This window comes from Dulcicalothrix desertica PCC 7102, assembly GCF_003991905.1.
Taxonomy (GTDB): domain Bacteria; phylum Cyanobacteriota; class Cyanobacteriia; order Cyanobacteriales; family Nostocaceae; genus Dulcicalothrix; species Dulcicalothrix desertica.
On sequence record NZ_RSCL01000042.1, the window covers coordinates 41,864 to 61,926 of the forward strand.

The window sequence follows — 20,063 nt, forward strand, 5'->3', positions numbered from 1 at the left end:
AGTTACAAACTTTCTTGAATCATATAGTTTTAGCCATAAAGTCATGCTATCTAGATACTAAATAGAGCAATATGTCCAGACAAATTAATTATTCTTCATCGAACCTAGGAACTTTTTTACTTGGCTTCATTCCCTTCTTTAATAAAGAGTTAAAAGAATGGAAGCGTAAAAAGTTCACAATTGCGATACTTGTATTAATTCCTTTGCTCACATCAATTGTGGCGAATGTGTCAACAAGTTTTATTGTAAAGCAATCGGATAAACCTCTCCCACCAACGGATTTAACGCAAGTTGCATCGAGCTATGGATTAAATTCTTTCTGGCTACTGCCTGTTACAATTCTTTTATCAATTGGTTTAATCTCTAAAGAAGTAGATGCTGGTACAATTGCTTGGAATCTAAGTAAACCTCTATCGCGCAATGCTTTTTTACTGAGTAAGTGGTTAGTCACAACGCTTATGACCTGGTTAATTGCAGTTGTGACAGCAAATATAATTTCGTTAGTTGTAGCTGTTGTTAGTCTTAAATATACACCACCAAGATTTAACGAAGTTATAATAGCAAATATGGCAGGTCTTTATTGTGTTGCTTTTTGGGTGTTAGTTTGTATAGTATTAGGTCTGCTATTTAAAAACCAATCATCTATAGCTGCTGGCGCTTTAATGCTTGCGGTAGGTGGGTTTTTTATAAATATTGTGCCAAACAATAATTTAAGGTTATTTGCACCATATTACCCTAGTAATACTGTTGATTGGTTAGTTAGTTCACCGAGTATTCAAAAAGCGATAGCATCTTTTATATATGTTATCTTAATGGCAGTAATTGCCAAAGTTATTTTTGACAGCAAAGAATATTCTTAACACCACATTCGTTTTGATTCTAACATTAAAAATTGGCAATGACTTCTGCAATTTCAATCTCAAACCTTAGCAAAAACTACGGCAAGCTCCAAGTAATCGACAATTTGAGCTTAGAAGTACCATTAGGCTCAGTATGCGGTTTTCTTGGACCCAATGGTGCAGGTAAAAGTACTACTATTAAAATCTTGGTAGGATTGAGTAACCCAACTAGCGGTAGTGCAAATATTAACGGTGTTCCTGTGACAAAAACAGGTTTACATCGGCGCCACTTAGGTTATGTAGCACAAGACCCACGCTTCTATGGTTGGATGACTGGGCGGGAAGTGTTAGAGTACGCTGCTAGTTATCACAGTAATGTTCCAAAATCACGTATTGATAATTTGCTTGAACGAGTTGGTATAGCAGATGCAGCTAATCGTCGCTGTAGTAATTATTCGGGTGGTATGCGACAACGTTTAGGCATCGCTCAAGCTTTAGTTAGTAAACCTGCTGTGGTCATTTTAGATGAACCAGTATCTGCTATGGACCCAGTTGGACGTGCAGAAATTTTAGAACTAATGCGTGATTTAAGAGGAGAAACAACTGTTTTTTACTCTACTCACATTCTTGAAGATGTTGAACGTCTAAGCGACTATGTTGCAATTTTAAATCGAGGAAAACTTGTAAAAACCGCACCAACTAAACAACTTTTGGGCAGCTACAGCAAAGGTGCCTTAAAAGTTGTTTTGAGAGGAGCAAACAATGTCATTACTAATAGCTTAAAACAAATTCCAGGTATAAACAATGTAACAATAGCTGAACAGCACGGTGATGTTTGGACTTACAATGTACAAGCATCAGAAGAATGGGTAATGCAAATTCAGCGATTGATAACACGTTTTGCGGCAGAGCAAAATTTAACATTGATTAGAAATGAACCTTTAGAGATGTCGCTAGAGAAGATTTTCTTGCAATTAATCGAAGCATAAGTAAGCCCTAGGTATATGTCAGGTAGCTTGAGCCATCAACACCTTTAAAATTTAAAAAACCTCTCCTTGCAGGAGAGGGGAATATTTTTTACATATATACATGTATATGTTTATACCTACCAATTCGTGACAGCTAACTCCTGTTTTGAGTGATGCTTGGGCAATTTTATAACTTTGTTGTAACATTGCTATTATTTCGTTATCCCACATAAGATTTAATTAAATCGCTGCCAAATTCGCCATGCATAAAATTGTACTTGTTTACTAAATTTGTACAAAACGTTTAACTAAGTGATTGTGTTATTTATCACATGCTCTGATTCTCGTATTGACCCTTGTTTGATTACCCAAAGTCAAAAGGCGTGAATTATTTTTTGTTCGTAATATTGGTAATATTATACCTGCTTACGGCGCCGCAATAGTGGAGAAGGTGCAGCTATTGAGTACGCAGTTGGTGCGTTAGGTATTAAAGATATAGTCATTTGTGGTCACTCACACTGCGGTTCAATGAAAGGATTATTGCAAATAGGTAATTTAACTCAACAAATGTCATTAGTTTATGACTGGCTAAAAAATCACGCTGAGTCAACTCGTCGTTTGGTTATAGATAACTATGAAGGTTGTTCTACTGAAAAACTACTACAAATCGCTATTGAGCAGAACGTACTAACGCAAATAGAGAATCTAGAAACATACCCAATTATCCGTACCTTGCGAATTTAATTAAATCGGCACCAATTTTATAAGAGAAATGCTTCGTTAACTGCTGTATTTTCATAGCTGACTTCAATTTGAAATTGTTTACCAGGCGCCTCACTAAATTCTAATTGAATGACCTCCGAAGTTTGTCTTGCGATAACTTCCTGACTTTCGGATTCTGTTGTATTGGGATTAAGGATAACTTTTAATTTTAAGCCAGATGGTAAATATTCTTCATGGTGAGGTATAACTTGTGCAAGTACTCCTTTTTCTTCGTTTTCGTCTTTAATGCTAATAACTAAGGCTATAGGTTTATTTTGCAGTACTATACCCAAATCAAATAATTTAGTGCGCGAAAGGGGAAAATTATTTGACACTTGAGTGCTTCTAACGTAACCCCAAGCGAAATTATTGGAAATACCGTTCCAAATAGATTCTGTAGATTCCCAACCTTCTTCAAAAACTCCATTCCACCATTCACAAAGATTGACTAATGCGGTTTGCGTTGAAGCTTTTATAGTTTCTCTAAGTGTATTATTACTTGCTGCTACAGGTAATTGAATTGCAGATGGTGGTAAGAAGCGAGTGTACAGCAAGAGGTTATTTATCTCTCTATCAAATAAAGATAGTGGTAGTTGATAACTATCTGATAATAAAGATTCTAAATTTTGCCTTTGAAGGTATTTAAATAACTCGTCGTGCCGTACAAATCCATGAATGTTTAATTGTTGTTCTTCTTCAAAAATTTCTATTAACACATAAAAATGAGCATGTTGAGATGAGTTAATAAGTTTTTTGGGTATAGTCGCAAGTTCGTCAAGTAAGTTATCGCAAATAATTAAGCAACAACTAAATTTATTACTCGTTAGGTAGAATATATTATCAAATGCTAGATTGTGATTGTTCTGATTAATGGTGATATTTGGGTTTCTTTCTTTCAAGTATCTTTGGAAACCCTGAAATACTAATGTGTTTAGATATATTTGCCATTGGGTTATTCCTTTGGTCTTATTGAAGTTAGTCTCGCAATTAAAGCGCGCTTGTTCAAAATCTTCTGTTTCTAACCAAACGACTCGTGGTAGAAATTGGTCTTTCATAATTAGTGTATTTAGGTTATAAAGAGTTGAAGTTTTCATTTTTGCTTCGTATTTATTATCTGATTTATTATTTAAGCAGTACAATATAAATTGTCAAGGTAAATGCGAATTTTCTGAGCAAATAAGCTGTTTTTTGTTTGTTTTTTACTAGCGAGTAGTTCTGCTTTAGCTTCTTTAAAAGCTTTACTGAAAACAAACTCTCTAATTGACTCAACAATATTTTTTAGATTCTCTGGTTCATTATCAAATGGTGCTATTTGAGATTTATTAAGCAATTTTAAAAATTGCTCTAAGAAAGCTTCTTCAGTTCGATATTGGACAATATCTAAAAAATTTTCTAGTTGAAAAATACGTCGTGCTTTACTCCATTCTATTTTCCATTTTTTACTAATATCACCTAAAGATACATTTTCTTGATAGTAAAGTCGTAATCCTTCTGGATAACATTGAGCAAAGTTATTATAAGCTTTACTTTTTCTCAATTCTTCAATACGTTGTTGGACTACTTCTGCTATTACTTTGTCTAAAGTTTGGTCAAATAGTTGTTTACAAATTTTTTGAAATTTTTCTAATTCTATATCCTCCAAGTCACGGTCTTTGTAATAAGGCAATTCTGGGTTGGCAAAGTAATTATTTGTTGAATCATTATAAACCTCTATCGATACAGTTTTAGTGCTGCCTGTTTTTTTGTAAAGCCAATCTTGACGTAAAATTTCAGCAATTTGTTTAAGATTATTAATTAACTCTTTAACAGAAATAACAAGATTTTTTTGCTGCAACAAACTTAATATTTCTTGCAGTTGGCTTTGTGTTGGTTCAGAACAGCGTCCTTTTTGGCGTGTTTTTATTCTATCGCGTTGATAAACTGTTTGAAAAGCTTTTATAATTTCAAGTTCTTCTGCCGAAAATAGTTTTGAGAGGGGACGAGGTATAGTTTTACACAAAAGTCCCCAATCACTAGGAGTTGCTAATCCAAACTCCCACAAAAATGACCGGATATTTTCATTGTGACAGGTAAGTCTTTTAACCCAATTATCTAAGTTTTCATTATTAACTAAGTCGGGATTATATTTTTGTAATATATTAACGCTAAAAAGTTCTGCTCCTTTTGGAATTAATTGAGTTGTATTATCATGATAATTCAAGATGTGTTGGGTTTTACCCTGGCTATCTAAAATTACCAGTGCTTTACCATCGTCGTTTAAAACTAAGGGTAGTAAATCAGTATGAGTGAAAAGCTTTTCTCCGCTGATATTGTAGATGTTAGGAATGTTTCGGCAGGTAATACATATTTGATGTGAAACATAACACCGTAAACAAAGTCCAGCTAACGCGCGATCTTTAACGTCATCAGCTTTACGAAATACTTCCAATAACACCGTTTGAATTTGTTTATTGTCTTCTACTGATAGTGTGGTCTTTTTACTTAGGGAAGGAAATTGTAATTCAAAAAATTCCTTGACTCTATCGATTTTTTTGTCGCTGATTGACGGCAATTGAATTTTCCAGTAGTTTGTCGGTAATATCATAATGATTTAATTTATTTCATACTTAACAAAACATGACATAAACAACGGTAAGATTGGTGCTTTCTTAAAAAATGATTCACCTTCTAGGGGCTACATTATATATAGATATATAGAGTTGATTTTAAGAACCTATACGCTTTATCGTAAGGTAGGCACTGCCCAGCTTACCGTTCAGAACTATTTATTACACAGGGTGCGGTCGCTCTTATTCACATGAGGATTAGTCTTTAGATAATCTCGTACCCAGTCGCAACCATATGCTAGTACCTTATTTAACTCGGCAGCATGGTCTAAATTCCATAGAATTACTGTTTTGTCATCACTAGCCGAGGCGAGAGTTTTATTATCAAGACTAAAAGCAACTCTCCAAACCCTACCGCTATGACCGTTGAGAGTAGCAAGTTCGGCGCCTGTCTTCAAATTCCACAGTTTGATAGTTTTGTCTGCACTTGCCGAAGCTAAAATCTTACCGTTAGGACTTATTGCCACTGCAAAGACTACAGCTTGATGCCCTTTAAGAGTGTTTAGTAGTGTGCCGTCACGCTTCCAGAGTTTAACGGTCTTATCTTCGCTAGCTGAGGCAATTATATTACCGTCTGGGCTAAAAGTTACACCCCAAATTCCAGAGTCGTGTCCCTTAAGAGTGATAAGTTCGGCACCGTCTCGGTTCCAAAGTTTAATCGTCTTATCTGAACTAGCTGAGGCAATTGTATTACCATCAGGACTTATTGCAACATCCCATACCGTTTCTTGATGCCCGTTAAAAGTTTTAAGTTCGGCGCCGTTTTTATTCCATAATTTAACTGTTTTATCCCAACCTGCTGAAGCGATAGTGTTTCCATCAGGGCTAAAAGCTACAGCCCAAATACCAGCTTTGTGTCCAACAAGAACTTTGAGGAGAGTGCCATTTTTATCCCACAGTTTGACCGTACCGTCTACACCCGCCAATGCAATTGTACTATTGTCTGGACTAAAAGCTACTCTGTAAACTGCTGCTTTGTTGTCAATCGTAACGGGTAATGTGGTATCTTGACTCCAAAGTTTAAGGGTTTTATCGTCACTTGCCGAAGCAACAGTTTTACCGTCAGGGCTAATAGCAACTCCGATAACCGAAGCGTTATGACCTTGGAGGGTAGTTAGCAAAGCACTATCTAATTTCCATATTCTGATAGTATTATCCAAACTTACCGAGGCTAAAATCTTGCTGTCAGGACTAAAAGCTACTTTCCAAACCCGATCTGTATGTCCAGTTAACGTTGTCAATAAGGCGCCGTCCTGATTCCAAAGTTTAACAGTGTTGTCCCAACTTGATGAAGCTAAAATTTTACCATCTGGACTAAAAGCAACTCCCGAAACAGGAGCTTGATGTCCTCTGAGAGTTTTTAACAAATTACCCTCTTTATTTGAGAGCTTGATAGTGCCATCTGCACTCGCGGAGGCAATTATATTTCCATCGGGGCTAATTGCAATATTCCAAATTTTATCATCATGTTGAGCAATTGTTTTCAAGAACGCGCGTGTTTCCACGTTCCACAATTTAACAGTTTTATCATTACCAGCCGAAGCTAAAATCTTACCATCTCGACTAAAAGCAACTGTCTCAACCGCTCCAAGATGTCCCTTTAGAGTATCTAACAACGTGCCATTGCGGTTCCAAAGTTTGATGGTTGTATCATTGCTAGCCGAAGCTAAAGTCTTGCCGTCTGGACTAAAAGCAATTGCCTCAACCGCATCAAGATGTCCTTTAAAAGTATGCAATAAGGCGCCTGAGTTGCTCCACAATTTAATTGTATTATCTTCACTTGCTGAAGCTATTTGACCATCGGGGCTAATTGCAACACCTAAAACCCCAGCTTCATGTCCCGGTATAGTATTTAGCAAGGCGCCGTCACGCTTCCAAAGTTTGACGGTCTTATCGCTACTGGTTGAGGCAAGCATGTTACCATCTGGGCTGAAAACTACGCTCTTAACTTCACCAGTATGTCCTTCCAAACGGTTGGACTCAACCGCTCCATAAACTGCCTGCCGTAGCACCAATTCAATCTTATTCTGAGTTAGAGCGTCCACACTTCCTAAGTTATGCAATTTTTGTTTAGCCCTAATTGCTTCTCTAAGCGCGTCCAACCTCTGATTAGAAACGAACAGTGCTGCTGAAGATGCACTAATAGCTTTAACTTCGCTTTTCGCTGAGTTTTGCCATTGCCACCATGCATTCAGGGCTAGCATTAAGGTTATTATTAAAACACTTGTAAGCGTAAAAATAGTTAACTGTCGTCTGCGAAGAAGTTTTTGCTGCTCTTTTTTGCGCCATTTAATGCTAGCGGTAATAAAAAGTCGTGCTTGTGATGTTATTTCATCTGTACGCTGTTTATACCAATCTTCTGCTACTGCTAACCGCACTCCTTGCAATAAAGCTTCTGGGTTTTGAGCGCTGGAAACCCAGTCACGGATTTCTTGCTTAAGTCTTTCTTGCCAAATGCGAAACTCACGGTTAGTCTCTATCCACTTCTGCAAAGTTCTCCATTCTTGAATTAATGCTTCATGGGCAATTTCTACAGTTTCTATTTTCTCGGTTTCATCCCATCCAGTCACTACTAAACGCTCATCAGCTAAACGTTTGACTAAACCCCAATTTTTTTTTCCTACGTCGTAGCGAGTTGCCACACGCCTAGTATCTTGTGTCCCTTCCCCTGGACGCACTAATTGAATAAAAACCCTTTCTGCTTGTTGTTTCTCTGACTCAGATAAGTTTCTTAATGCTTCATCCGCGTGGAGTGCTAAAGCTTTTTCTAACCCGCCAATTCCCTCGTAAGCTTGGTGAGTTAAAAACCAATTTTCTTGTTTCTCCCACAACTGCGTTAAAGCAAATTCTAACAAAGGTAAGCGTCCAGGATGATTGCCCAAATCATCGATTAATTTATTTGTTAATCCAAAATGCAATTCTACCTTCATTAAAGCTGCTGGTTTTTCGATAGCATCCCTCAATTCTTCGGAGTTCATCGGCGCCAGTAATAAAGGGGTATATTCCTGCAATGCTTTACCAAATAAAGAATTTAAAACAATTCCTAAAAAATCAGCCCGCAGTGTTAGGACTAAGGTAAAATTTGACGTATGCTTAATAACAAGATATAAAGCTTTTAGAAAACTGTGCCGTTCGGTTTCTTCTGTCAAGGTATAAATTTCTTCAAACTGGTCAACAATTAATACTAAACGGTGATATTTTGAAACCGAAATAATATCTTGAATATAATTATGTAACTTTGTTTCATCATGGCACCAGTCCAAGTCTAAACTCATTTGTGCTAGCCTGCTATCAAATTTTGATGCAGCGTCTCTGATGTTAGGGTCAAGGTGACTTAGAGCAATAACCAAATTATCAAAAGGTTTATTCTCAGGACGAAAACTGATTATTTCCACATCGTGCGCGCTTCGCAACCTCGGTACCAAACCCGCAAACACAACGCTAGACTTACCACTTCCAGAGGCGCCAATTACCGAAATTAAAGGCATATTATAAACAACGTTTAGCAAATCGGCAATAAATTTATCTCTACCGAAATAAAAGGGTGCGTCAGATTCTTGGAATGCAGACAAACCCCGATAAGGATTATCAGGAAGTACACCAGTTAGTCCACCTAAATCTGACCACAGGGGTGGAGGTTCAACTGTATTTTGACAGATAATTGGTAGCCAAGTTATCCCTGGTAATTGCTTTTCTGAATTTTGTGACTCTGCAAGCTCAAACAGCTTATCTCTCGTTTCCCTTACAGAAGCAAATAAAGATTTACCACTTGCAAAAGAACTTAAAAAGTAGCTAATAAACTTTTGGGCAATAACATCTGGCACCACCTCTCGCCATACAATAATGTAAGGAAGATTCAATTCAGCTAATTGGGTTGCTAAACCCAGACCATCACAAGAATTGAATATTGCTAACTTTAAACCCTTCGCTATTGCAGCTAGAAGTGTTTTTTTAATATCCGCCAGACTTAAGCTCTCGTGACGATTAATTTTAATTATCCCTGTAGTACCATCGTTTTTAGTTTCACTATGACCTGCAAAAAATAAAATATCACACGGTTCATCCCAAAGTTTGATAAAATCAGCAGGACTTGGTTCAATAAGATTAATTAATTCTGCCCCTCGTTTTTTTAACTTTGAGAGCAGTTCTTTATCGGCATTTGTATTAATACCTTGGCTATCACCAAATATACTGATAATTTTCACCCTTCTAATTTTGTCATTGTTAAAATTGTAAGCAGTATTGGCTTCATTAGAATTAAAGCAAAGCGCTGCTTCACCTGTATAGTTTTTTATAACATTATTTCCGTTGGATAAATTTTGAAAACATAAATTCCATTCTTGCCAAGGTAGGCGATGTAAAATATCTTTCGTTGTTAACGATATGACTTTCTCTGTATGAATGACTAAATGAATTTCTGAATCCGCGTATTGCTGTAATATTGTTTCTAATTCTAAATTTACAGGTTCGAGCCACTCATGCAGCTGGCGCCGTAGAGCCTTTGCTTGTTGGTGACAATCTTGTGATGAAATGTGAGTGGGTTGATTGTTTTTAAACCCACGTTGCTGCCTTCTTTGTAGTAGATAATAATATTGATGTTTCCAATGTTCATATAATTTAGGTATTTCTGGACTTGGAGATAGCTGTGTTGCTATTTGCGTATTCTTGGAGTTTGAAGTAGCAATTGTTATTAAAAATTGACCTTGCTCAAACCCATGCTCAAAATCGCCATCACCGAAATCTAAATTTATTGATACTACCATAATTTACTATATATAAGATTACTTAATATATAAAATCTTTAATATTAATGTTGCAGCGCTTAATCACCAAACATTTATTATAAACAGAGGATTCCTTACTCCACAAGTAACTATTTTGGGGAAAATTTAGTAATATTGTTCTAATAAAGCTCAGGGCTACTGACATCTTGCACCATTTGAAATAAGCCCAAAGTGTATAGGCTTCAAAAAATGGACATATTAGTTTTTGGAAATCAGGGAAAGAACACATAATTACGGATCGCAACGGGAAACAAGACAACAGTCAAGCGAAAGCTAATCCAACTATAAGCAACAAAAACAGAAATTTATAAGCATAATTGATTATGAAGAAATTACTATTTTCTGCACTTATCGTAGTATCTACTTTCACGTGTCTGGCGCCATCCGCGCGTGCTTTACCAAGACCAAAAAACCTATATAATATATCAAACGATAGACAAGCAATAGTAGTTCAACTGGCTGACCGTGGAAAACCAGGAAATCCAATACCTGCTGGTCGTCGCTAGTAATAACAGCGTCTTTCAGTCCAATAAGTGTATTAATTTGTTTACCAGTAGTTAGATTCCACACTCCCCATAACCAGCCCACTCTTATAGCTTATTAGGGGAGACATTGATTAATTTATTCAGCTCATAATCTTCTCGCATCGTGTGAACAGACAATTTGCTGTAAATATGGCTAAGTTATCCAATGCCCGCGCGTTAATGGTAAAACCTCGCTTATTGTTACTAGATGAACCAAGTATGGGTTTAGCACCGAACTTAGTGCAAGAAATCTTTTTCCTCATCAAACAAATAAATCAAGAGCGAAGAACAACAATTTTGTTAGTTGAACAAAATGCTCGTCAAGCATTAGAGGATGTTTGAAAAGTGTGCTTTCATGTCATGCTGAGGTACGAAGGGCGCAGTTTTCCCGCTTTCGCGCGCATCTCGGTATATAGTTTCAAACCCTAGATTCTAGCAGTAAGGGCAAATGCTCCGCATTACGTTCCGTAAGACTCCACTCGCTTGGAACAATTTATACCTTATCTGACTTTTCAAACAACCTCTTAGGGTACTTTCGTTGGTCAAAAGCGGAACACTGTTTATTTTATACAAATATGAAATAATCACAAAATCAATAATTTTAAACTTATTGATATTCATGTTGAGTAATAATTATTACAGTTGGGTTACGATTTAATCACCTACATTAATTACATCCAAGTTTGATTTAGTGATTAAATCATAACTGGATTTGAAGGGCGCCTTCCGAGTTTCTTTTTTAGGTATATTAAGAAGAGGTAAATTTGTGATTTAATCAGAATTATGAGAAACAACCGGGGAGGAAAACGAGAAAATGCTGCTGGAAAGCCAATTTGGAAGAATCCATACACTTGTACTATTAGGGTTCCCAAGATATATGCTCAAAAAGTAATGCAGCTAGCTCACCGACTGGATTCTGGGGAAGAATTTGATAATGACACAAAATTAAACTCAGTTACTCAAGCTATTGATACCAATATTCAACCAGAACTAGAAACGAAAGAAATAATTACAGAATATTTACTGATTAACCAATTACACGAGAAATACTGGTATTAATTTTATTGATTTTACTAAAATATCCCCCTTCGGCCATCTTTCTTACGTCGAACTCAGGTTAATAAGGATAGCTTTAAACACTCTTTTTCTCCCCAACCGAAAGCGGAGCGTTAGGGGGGATTTTAAAGTTTTTTCAATCTTTACTCGCCTTATTCAACAGGCAACATCCTGTAACTACAAAAGCTATGGCTGGAGGCACAAAAGGTATCCAGGTTGAATTGTAAGCAAGAAAACTATAACAAATAACATATAAGATAACCAAATTTAAGCTAGCTGCCAAAGCTAAATAAACAGGCGCCCGTCCTAACCGCCAAACTAATAAACCACCACAAAAAGACCAAGCCAATATCCAAATAGCCTCAGCTTGTACTGACCAAACTTTAAGTAATGGGCGCTTGCCTAAAGCTGCATTAATAATTTGGCTTGTCATCTGAGCATGAAGGATTACACCAGGCATCTGTCCTTGTTCGTCTTGAGTATATGGTGTCAAAAAATGGTCTTTGGCGCTACCTATCGCATCTATACCAATTAATACAATTTTGTCTTTGACTACATCAAGTTTCACCTCATCTCTAAGCACTTGCTTTAATGTGAATATATTTGGAGTCAATTTTAAAGGAGAATCATTTACAGAACGATAATTAATTAATATTTGATGTCCATTCGCTTTTAATTTTTGATAGCCACCGTTATGATTTTCTAAAGGTTTAAATACTGCATTTCCTAATTGTATATACTCTTCGGGAGTAGATTTTAGTTCTATACCTTGTTTTGTTAAATAAGTTTGTGCTATTTTTAAACTGAACGAGTACTCCACCTGACAAAGGTCTGTTGCTTCTGGTTCAATTGCCAAAACAGCACGACGCATTATATTATAAGGAAGGTCTGGAAAAACATCTGCATATCCAATTTGTATTTGTTTTATTTTGGCTGATGGAGAATTACCTTCTCTGTCGGCATTGCCAACAAAACATGTACCAATAAAATTATCTTGTTGTAGATTCAAAGCTAAATCTTTATACTTAGGGTCGGCTTCAGAATCACGAAAAATATCTAAACCAATTACTCTTGGTTGATGCGGTTTTAACTTTTTAAAAACCAAATCTAACGCTTGGTCTGATAACGAACCTTGTCTGTCTTTCTGTTCGGGTAATTGAAAATCATTCTCTGTCACTTTTATAATCACAAAATTATTATCTGGAGATTCTTGGGGACGCATCCGCATCAAAAGGTCATAAGCAGGTAATTCTAATCCTTCTAGCATTCCAGAAAAACGCACTCCCATCACCAAACCAGTCACTATTGCACTTGCAGCAAATAATACCCCTAACTGGCGCCAACGAGTGAATTTTTTACCTTTATCTGGATTAGACAATTTTTCCCAAGTTGGTGGTATAATTGTAGGATTTTGGAAAATAATCGGCAACCAGCTAGCACAGGGAAATTTGTCTTCCATCCCCTGCAACCTTTCGCGCGCTTTTCTTTCGGCAACATACAACGAGTCACCACGCGCGAAAGCATTAAGGAAATTCTTTAAAAACTCATGTGCAACCTTATCTGGCACAGGGGAGCGCATGACAATAAGTTGTGGCAAGTGCAACTGTTCTAGTTCATGAGCTAACCCTAAGCCATCACACGAGTTAAAAATAGCTAACTGTAATCCATTTTTGATTGCCTGTCGTAAACTGTATTTAAGTTGGTCTAATGTCAAGCTATCTTCACGATTTATATAAATTCGACCTTGGTTTTCATTTGTTTCACTGTGTCCAGCAAAAAACAAAATATCCCAAGCTTGCTCCCAAAGTAAGTCATTAATTTGTCCAAGAGAAGGTTCTACTAAAAATTTCACCTCCGAAGAAGGAAGTTTTTTTAAGATTTGACCATCAGCTTCTATATCAATTCCTTCACTCGAACCTAAAATTGCCAGAACTCGAACTTTTTTATCAGGTTTACCAATACTTATCTGACCTGGCGCCGTACTAAAAGCAATTTCTGATTGAGGATATATTTCAATAAACTCCCATAAATGCCAAGGTAATTTACGCAGTCGATTATCAGGGGTATAAATCAAGACGCGAACAGCTTCTTGCTGACCTAACACTTCTCGCAATCGTTTCTCAACATTTTGGAACTCAGCAGACTCTAACCAGTGTTTAAAACAAGTTTGTAAATTTTGAGCTAAATGACGACAAGTATCGATTTGTGACAAGTGATTAGTTTTAATTTTGACTTTTTGGAGAGTAATACGAGTATTTTCCAAAATTTGACGGTAATTTTGCTGCCATAAATCTAAACACTGAATCAGTTCAGTATTTTTAGGTAGAGAACATGTAGTTTCGCTGAAGTGAACATGTCCTTCTTCACCCACTTCTAAAGTAACTTTAAATCCTTGTTCTAAGTATCCGTCTAATTTTAGAATAACTCTTTTACTCATGGAATTTTATCCATTTACACCTACAAGCTTAAATTACAAAATGTTCAGTTATTACTTGACCACCACAAGTTACCTCGATACTAAACATTTCACTTTGTTGACCACCAAATTGAAATTGAATAGTTTGAGTAACCAGAGCGTTTGCTTGTCCAACCTCATCGCCATTTTCATCAAGTAGCCTAACTTGTACATCATTTGGCAAGTAAACAGCATTATCTATTGGTCGAATCTCAACACCAATTGTGACTTCATTATCGCTAATTGGCAATATGCCTATTAATAAAGCTACTTGTTCGTTACCTGAAGAAGCAAAATCTAATATTTTGACTCGGTTAATAGTAAATATGGGGTTTTGATTTTGAGTAGTTAAGCTTTGTGTATTTTGGCTTCTCCAAGCTGTAGCAACTTGCTGGTTTGATAACGTATTTTCAATTGTTTGCCAGATATTATCAATTCTTCCGTGTAACCATTCGCTTAATCTTGTTAACTGGGTTATTGTTGCACTGGTTTCTATTCCTCGTCGTGTTGCGAAAAGTGAAGAAAGCCAATTTTGATTTTTCAGTAAGGCGCCCCAAGTTGTAAATGGTACAGCCAAACGTGGGAAAACAACTTCAGCATTACCTAAACACTTAATCAAATTTTCTGCCTGGGCTACAGATAATTCGGGTAGAAAAGAAACATCCCCGCGCGTACTGGTTTCAGGGTAACACTCGTACCTTACCCAAAAAGTATCCATATCGCATGTCAAATTTGATGCATCAATACAATAAGTTCGGTCTTCTGGGTCATAGGTACTATTATTTTTCAATTCTTGATGAGTCGTATAACCCCAAATTCGTAAATTACCTTCAGACCTAAACTGTACGGCAATGTAATAATCTCCAACCCAACTAGGAATATCCACCCATTCCTGGGGAACTTCTAACTCATCATCAATTGCTTCAGTAGGAATTATAACTATTTTTGTCGTGCCTATAGTAATTGCACTACCATTCACAATATCCCACACAGCAGGCATATTCGACGCGCCGAGCCATATACTCGCTTGGGGAGCATCATCTCGTATCAGCTCTAACATCGTATAAAGGCATATCCGATTAACATACGCATTCCAGCGACTATTAACTGTTGTATGTTGTTGGCTTTGTTCCCAAAACTTTTGTTGTTGAAGTGAGGGAACTTCCAACCACCATTCTTGTGGCTTTGCTTCGAAAATCACTCTTATCTCCTAATCGATTTAAAATATATGCCTACTAATTTTGTTTAAGACCAACTACGAGCAGCAAGCCATTGCTCTAAAGCAACGCTCCTATCCTTTAATTCGTTTGGGTTTGGGGAAACATTCACTCTTCCTTGACTTTGTTGTGACTCTTGCTCCCACTTCGTTAGTTCCATCAACAGCGTCTCTCTGCTTTTGCTTAACTTGCGAGAAACCCAAACTTGCTTTTTATCTAGTTGAACGGCAATTTCCTGTTGAGTTAGATTTTTTTGATAGTAGAGGTATAAAACTTCATGCATTTCGGGAGTAAGCCTTTCTAAAGTAGCTAATAAAAAATCGTGTATTTGCTGCCTTTGATTTTGACGTTCCTGAATATTCTCCTTCGCAATTAATTCGCTCATTAAAGACTCGGATGTCAATTCAGGTAAATTGCATTCTCCAGACGAGTCGGTATCACTATTATGTATATTCAGAGAATTAACTGCTGGATAAAGGTAAGAACGTAGCCACACCGCAGCTTTTTTCATACACTGCTCAACAGTCTCTGGGTTTAATTCACTAAGAGGAGATAGTAGTTTACTCAGGCGTTCTCGGTTATAAAGATTTGCAATTTGTGACCAAAGCTCCTGGTCTGGTTCTGGTAGCCTCTCAATACCACTACCATGTTTCGGAACATACAGTACCTGAAAACATTTCCAAGCTAATTTATAGCTAGCTATTTCCTCGGAATTTAGCCCAGCACTCTGTAGAGCTTCTACAAATTGCTTTTTCGTTATCTTACGTAACAGAGCATAATTTGTACAAATATCAGCATCCCTCTTCCTACGCAAAATATCTTTGAACAGCGAAGGAAACGCCATCATCGCATAAGCTTTTAGATTAGAATTTCTTTCCGGCTTAAACCCAGTGCAGATTTTTTTAACTTCCGCAATACCCATTTGAAAGAAATCAGCGAATTCATACGTAGTACTGGAAAACTTGTTCATTATACTTTTAGCTGCCCAATAGCAAGGTTCCTGCAAGTAAGCTGATAAATGCATGAAAGCTAAATTATCTGACTTTGAAAGCCAAATTTTATACCAGTAAAAAGACCAAAATTGTTCTGAATCTGGTGATGATGACTGCTTCAAACAACTTTCAATACTTCGACGCAGTTTATGGTCGGTAATCCATTTTACATCACTATCGTTTTTGAAGTAAGCGAAAGTGGAAAACATTTCGGTAATTTTTAAACGTTTACGCATATGTCAAATATTATACTATTATTGCCGCAGTTTTTACGTATTACAATTGTCAAGAGTGAATATAAATGATTTTGGTGATGCTAGCATTATACCTTTAGGCTAACGTCGTTTATGCGATTAATTTACTATCAGGTTAGTCCGTGGTTATGCCCATCCTTGTCAAAAAAGCCTGTATGTTAGTCCGCACTATTTTAGATTTAATTCGGTTTTCCGGCATAAAAAGTAGTAAAAACCGAACAAGGAAAATTGCATTTTCTAATCTGTGGTTATAAAGACACGTTTCCTTATTTCTGGCTCTTCCGTACTTTACATAAGTTAATAAAAATAGTTATTGAAAATACGGGAGCAGACTATGGTATACTTATAGCGATAGAAAATAATAAACTATTTATAGAAGCTGTAGGCATTGCACAAAAAGATGAGGCTTCAGTTCAGCGCATTCCATTCAATCAAAGTTGTCTCCAAGCTCCAACTACAATTATTAATTACGTGCAAAGAACTCAGCAAAGCATCGTATTAACTGATGCGACTCAGGAAAAATTGTACGCAGAAAATGATTATATTAAGAGAAATAAGCCCAAATCTATTCTATGCACTTCTCTTTCACACCAAGGAAAATTAGTTGGGATAATTTATTTAGAAAATAATTTAGCGATAGGCGCCTTCACAAGTCAAAGGTTAGAGGTTTTAAAGCTTCTTTGCTCGCAAAAGAAAATAATATATTAATTTCCATCGCTGATAATGGTTCTGGTATTTCTGAAAAGGTTCGCAATCATTTATTTGACCCATTTTTTACCACTAAGCCTGTAGGTAAAGGAACAGGTTTAGGATTATCCATCTGCTATTAAATTATAGTAGATAAGCACGGGGGTAAACTTTGGTGCGATTCCAACTTAGGGGAAGGAACAAAATTTGTAATTGAAATCCCTTGTTCTTAAAGATTTTAATAACACATTTTTCGCACGCGCGCGTAGATAGACGTATATAGCTTTTGCTTGCCTCTATTAAGGTAACTGATATCTTGCACCTTCGATTGAGAGTGTAAGTTGGCTATGCCGCACCTACGTAACAATAAGGGTTACAATTGGGCGCCTGTTTGTTGAGTTATGGCGCCAACAGAACCATTTGGTTCACGTTCATAGCGGCGCCGTTGATCAACTCTGGCTTATATTTGGCTTGAGTAAAAATTTAGCTCCTTCTAGAACAAACAATTTTTCGGGGTTATTGACGTGCCTTCTCAAATAGTCATAAATGAAAATGGAAAATGCCGAATATTAACACGTGTTGCTAATTGTAGTATGTGTAGTTAATTTATCATTCAACTTTTTCAAATTGGTCTTTACTGGCGCCGCATACAGGACACACCCAATCGTCTGGTATTTCTTCAAACGGTGTACCTGGATTGATATTACTATCTGGGTCGCCTACTTCTGGGTCATATTCGTACCCGCAAACTATACATATGTATTTGTCCATTTTTATGTCTCGGTAAAATTCACTTACAAATTAATTATAAAGAAAATTGGCTATAGCGAATTTATAAAAAACTAAGCGCAGCATTCATAAGCTTGTTACAGGCACCTGAATTTATGAAACCATAAATTGAACAGTGTAAGTTACTTCCTACATTGCTCCCATTGCATCTATTGGCGCCCAATAATTATGCTTATATTATAAGTGTAAGATAAGCTTATATCTTTTTTATACGTCTGCTCCCAGATATATACTGTTTATCTCAATAATTATACTGCTTTAAACATGTATATACATAATTCATTTGTACAAATTTAAAAACTCAACGTATTGTATCCGTAAACTTATTACAGGTGCTATTTAAGTAATTAGTGGACAATCAAAACAAACAAGGTTCAAATTATCTTATTTAGCAAGCCTTTAAAAACTAAAATGATGTCATTTTTACAGATACCCAATGTAACGACCCATTATTCATTGCATAAAATATCAATCATCCGCTCAGGGCTATTTAAGAAATTCTTAGTTATTTGATAATGTTCTGTCTGTTTATATTCCGTTTCTTCAATCCCTGAATTGGAAAGACAATAAATTTTCGCACTTGGATAAGCCATAAGAATCGGTGAATGAGTTGCAATAATAAATTGTGATTTCTTTTGAATCAATTGATGAATCAATGATAAAGCCGACATTTGTCGCATTGGTGATAGAGCAGCTTCAGGTTCATCCATCAAGTAAAGTCCCTGCCCTCGCAATTTGTTACTCAATACACTCATAAAAGACTCACCATGAGATTGCTGATGTAAAGATTTGTCACCATATCCCCCAAGATAACCAACATCATCCATGTAAGAAGCAAGATTATAAAAGCTTTCAGCTCGGAGAAAATAACTATCCTTGGGCTTCATAAAGCTTTTGGTTACCTTTAGATATCTATGTAAGGACGAATGAGTATCTCGGCTTGAAAATTGTGTATTTTTATTACCACCTTCTGGGTTAAAACCTAAAAGTTGTGCAATAGCCTCAATTATAGTGGATTTACCACAGCCATTTTCGCCCACTAAAAATGTTACATCTGGATGAAAGTCAAGTGTTTCAAGATGCCTAACTGCTGGTAAATTATAAGGATATTCTTTAAAAGACGGCACTTCATCGAAATTTGAGGTTATCTTAACTAAGTAAGGTTTTTCACTAAGAATCATAGTAATCTCTGACCATTTTTATGAAACTTAAGGATTGGGAAGCGTTTGAAGCCAAGACTAACTGACTAACAGGAAGTTTGACAACTTTCAAGCCCCTAGAGTCTATATTAGCCAATCGAGAAATTCCCGACCGCTAAAGGAGCATAACCATGCAGTGGCACCATGCAACCTGATGGTTGGGAAAAGATGGAGTATCAACAGTTTCTGGGCATGCGCCGGAGTTTGATTGCTGGTCTTGTTCGCAAAGGGGTGGAGAAATTGTTTGATTAAGTGGTGGCAGAAAGGTATAAGTATAGCTGAAAAGTGTTACTTTTTGACTAAATCTTTTCCTAGAGACGAATTATACGGTATGGTGCAACAAAGCGCGAAAATCTGCCGCATCTATTCCAGCCAATATCGCAGAGGGCTATGGAAGAAGGTCAACAGGTGACTATATTAGATTTCTTAACATTGCCCAAGGGTCAGTTAATGAATTAGAAACACACCTTATTTTAAGAGAAAATGCTTGCTTGATTTACTGTTGCTTCGACATTCGATAATCTTTGAATGTGTTCTAGGCATTTTTTTAATAATGATTCCTCTGATTCCAGAAAAGAAGATTTTTTTAACATAATTTGCACTAAACTACTTTTTTTTATTATTGTTTCTCAGTTGTGTTAGTAGTGGTATTTTTAATATAATATTATAACAAACAACAAGATGCAGGAGATGTGTGCCATTTTTGCACTTGTATTTGATGCTTAGGGTTTATGGTGCGGTCTTATGGCGCCGATTAATTTGCGATGCTTGTGTAGGCTAGCCTATATAGCCGCCGATAAACAAACGATATTATTTTACCTTCACAGACAACGCAAATTTAATATAAAACCGGCTCTTCCGTACTTTACGTGCTAAAATATTATAATAATTATTTTTTATTTCAGTAAAATCAGTTATGAAGAGGGTTTTG

The 20,063-nt window shown here is 36.5% G+C and carries 14 protein-coding genes and 3 pseudogenes; 9 read left to right on the forward strand and 8 right to left on the reverse strand.

Going from position 1 to position 20,063, the window contains the following annotated elements; all coding sequences use genetic code 11:
* Positions 1-71 precede the first annotated feature (71 nt).
* From DSM106972_RS46245 to DSM106972_RS46255, 3 genes and pseudogenes are all read left to right on the forward strand, one after another.
* Positions 72-860: an ABC transporter permease gene (locus tag DSM106972_RS46245; RefSeq protein ID WP_127087032.1), complete on the forward strand. Its 789-nt coding sequence runs from the start codon at positions 72-74 to the stop codon at positions 858-860.
* Between the two features lie 38 nt (positions 861-898).
* Positions 899-1,828, forward strand: a complete 930-nt coding sequence (locus DSM106972_RS46250) for an ABC transporter ATP-binding protein (protein ID WP_127087033.1) — start codon at positions 899-901, stop codon at positions 1,826-1,828.
* A gap of 297 nt (positions 1,829-2,125) precedes the next feature.
* Positions 2,126-2,539, forward strand: a pseudogene (locus tag DSM106972_RS46255) (carbonic anhydrase); the annotation flags it as partial.
* Between the two features lie 29 nt (positions 2,540-2,568).
* Here DSM106972_RS46255 and DSM106972_RS46260 read toward each other — a convergent pair.
* The 3 genes from DSM106972_RS46260 to DSM106972_RS46270 all read right to left on the reverse strand — a co-directional run bounded on the left by DSM106972_RS46260 (position 2,569) and on the right by DSM106972_RS46270 (position 9,938).
* Positions 2,569-3,624 carry a DUF1822 family protein gene (locus DSM106972_RS46260; protein ID WP_186538770.1) on the reverse strand — a complete coding sequence of 352 codons (1,056 nt, stop codon included), beginning with the start codon at positions 3,622-3,624 and terminating at the stop codon, positions 2,569-2,571.
* A gap of 71 nt (positions 3,625-3,695) precedes the next feature.
* Positions 3,696-5,153: a hypothetical protein gene (locus tag DSM106972_RS46265; RefSeq protein WP_127087035.1), complete on the reverse strand. Its 1,458-nt coding sequence runs from the start codon at positions 5,151-5,153 to the stop codon at positions 3,696-3,698.
* A 177-nt stretch (positions 5,154-5,330) separates the two neighbouring features.
* Positions 5,331-9,938, reverse strand: coding sequence for an nSTAND1 domain-containing NTPase (locus tag DSM106972_RS46270; RefSeq protein ID WP_127087036.1), 4,608 nt, complete (start codon positions 9,936-9,938; stop codon positions 5,331-5,333).
* Between the two features lie 344 nt (positions 9,939-10,282).
* Here DSM106972_RS46270 and DSM106972_RS46275 point away from each other — a divergent pair, with 344 nt between their 5' ends.
* The 3 genes and pseudogenes from DSM106972_RS46275 to DSM106972_RS46285 all read left to right on the forward strand — a co-directional run bounded on the left by DSM106972_RS46275 (position 10,283) and on the right by DSM106972_RS46285 (position 11,542).
* Entirely contained in the window at positions 10,283-10,465 is a 183-nt protein-coding gene (locus tag DSM106972_RS46275) for a hypothetical protein (protein WP_127087037.1), read from the forward strand.
* A 177-nt stretch (positions 10,466-10,642) separates the two neighbouring features.
* Positions 10,643-10,816, forward strand: a pseudogene (locus DSM106972_RS46280) (ABC transporter ATP-binding protein); the annotation flags it as partial.
* Between the two features lie 450 nt (positions 10,817-11,266).
* Entirely contained in the window at positions 11,267-11,542 is a 276-nt protein-coding gene (locus DSM106972_RS46285) for a hypothetical protein (RefSeq protein ID WP_127087038.1), read from the forward strand.
* A 133-nt stretch (positions 11,543-11,675) separates the two neighbouring features.
* On the opposite strand, the gene DSM106972_RS46290 is transcribed toward DSM106972_RS46285, so the two are convergent.
* The 3 genes from DSM106972_RS46290 to DSM106972_RS46300 are packed head-to-tail and all read right to left on the reverse strand — an operon-like array spanning position 11,676 to position 16,439.
* Positions 11,676-13,976, reverse strand: coding sequence for a CHASE2 domain-containing protein (locus DSM106972_RS46290; protein ID WP_127087039.1), 2,301 nt, complete (start codon positions 13,974-13,976; stop codon positions 11,676-11,678).
* Between the two features lie 28 nt (positions 13,977-14,004).
* Entirely contained in the window at positions 14,005-15,195 is a 1,191-nt protein-coding gene (locus tag DSM106972_RS46295) for a DUF1822 family protein (protein WP_158632995.1), read from the reverse strand.
* A gap of 44 nt (positions 15,196-15,239) precedes the next feature.
* Entirely contained in the window at positions 15,240-16,439 is a 1,200-nt protein-coding gene (locus DSM106972_RS46300) for a sigma-70 family RNA polymerase sigma factor (RefSeq protein WP_127087041.1), read from the reverse strand.
* Between the two features lie 246 nt (positions 16,440-16,685).
* On the opposite strand from DSM106972_RS46300, the gene DSM106972_RS46305 reads away from it, so the two are divergent.
* Together DSM106972_RS46305 and DSM106972_RS54480 are read left to right on the forward strand one after the other, a co-directional pair.
* Positions 16,686-17,165, forward strand: coding sequence for a GAF domain-containing protein (locus tag DSM106972_RS46305; RefSeq protein WP_127087042.1), 480 nt, complete (start codon positions 16,686-16,688; stop codon positions 17,163-17,165).
* A pseudogene (locus tag DSM106972_RS54480) lies at positions 17,159-17,377 on the forward strand (sensor histidine kinase); the annotation flags it as partial. The gene DSM106972_RS46305 and the pseudogene DSM106972_RS54480, both read left to right, overlap by 7 nt.
* A 376-nt stretch (positions 17,378-17,753) precedes the next feature.
* On the opposite strand, the gene rd reads toward DSM106972_RS54480, so the two are convergent.
* Both rd and DSM106972_RS46320 read right to left on the reverse strand, forming a co-directional pair.
* Complete coding sequence (gene rd, locus DSM106972_RS46315; RefSeq protein WP_127087043.1) at positions 17,754-17,915, reverse strand: rubredoxin; 162 nt, start codon at positions 17,913-17,915, stop codon at positions 17,754-17,756.
* A 467-nt stretch (positions 17,916-18,382) separates the two neighbouring features.
* Positions 18,383-19,114 (reverse strand): AAA family ATPase, encoded by a 732-nt coding sequence (locus DSM106972_RS46320; protein ID WP_127087044.1) that lies wholly within the window; start codon positions 19,112-19,114, stop codon positions 18,383-18,385.
* 395 nt (positions 19,115-19,509) lie between these two features.
* On the opposite strand from DSM106972_RS46320, the gene DSM106972_RS55215 reads away from it, so the two are divergent.
* Entirely contained in the window at positions 19,510-19,653 is a 144-nt protein-coding gene (locus tag DSM106972_RS55215; protein ID WP_267901231.1) for a four helix bundle protein, read from the forward strand.
* Positions 19,654-20,063: the final 410 nt, after the last annotated feature.

What these genes read in the sequence shown, in the direction of transcription:
- DSM106972_RS46320 (WP_127087044.1), bottom strand. Translation starts at nt 19,114, where the DNA reads ATGATTCTTAGTGAAAAACCTTACTTAGTTAAGATAACCTCAAATTTC.
- DSM106972_RS46245 (WP_127087032.1), top strand. Translation starts at nt 72, where the DNA reads ATGTCCAGACAAATTAATTATTCTTCATCGAACCTAGGAACTTTTTTA.
- DSM106972_RS46260 (WP_186538770.1), bottom strand. Translation starts at nt 3,624, where the DNA reads ATGAAAGACCAATTTCTACCACGAGTCGTTTGGTTAGAAACAGAAGAT.
- DSM106972_RS46285 (WP_127087038.1), top strand. Translation starts at nt 11,267, where the DNA reads ATGAGAAACAACCGGGGAGGAAAACGAGAAAATGCTGCTGGAAAGCCA.
- DSM106972_RS46265 (WP_127087035.1), bottom strand. Translation starts at nt 5,153, where the DNA reads ATGATATTACCGACAAACTACTGGAAAATTCAATTGCCGTCAATCAGC.
- DSM106972_RS46275 (WP_127087037.1), top strand. Translation starts at nt 10,283, where the DNA reads ATGAAGAAATTACTATTTTCTGCACTTATCGTAGTATCTACTTTCACG.
- DSM106972_RS46270 (WP_127087036.1), bottom strand. Translation starts at nt 9,938, where the DNA reads ATGGTAGTATCAATAAATTTAGATTTCGGTGATGGCGATTTTGAGCAT.
- DSM106972_RS46250 (WP_127087033.1), top strand. Translation starts at nt 899, where the DNA reads ATGACTTCTGCAATTTCAATCTCAAACCTTAGCAAAAACTACGGCAAG.
- DSM106972_RS46300 (WP_127087041.1), bottom strand. Translation starts at nt 16,439, where the DNA reads ATGCGTAAACGTTTAAAAATTACCGAAATGTTTTCCACTTTCGCTTAC.
- rd (WP_127087043.1), bottom strand. Translation starts at nt 17,915, where the DNA reads ATGGACAAATACATATGTATAGTTTGCGGGTACGAATATGACCCAGAA.
- DSM106972_RS46290 (WP_127087039.1), bottom strand. Translation starts at nt 13,976, where the DNA reads ATGAGTAAAAGAGTTATTCTAAAATTAGACGGATACTTAGAACAAGGA.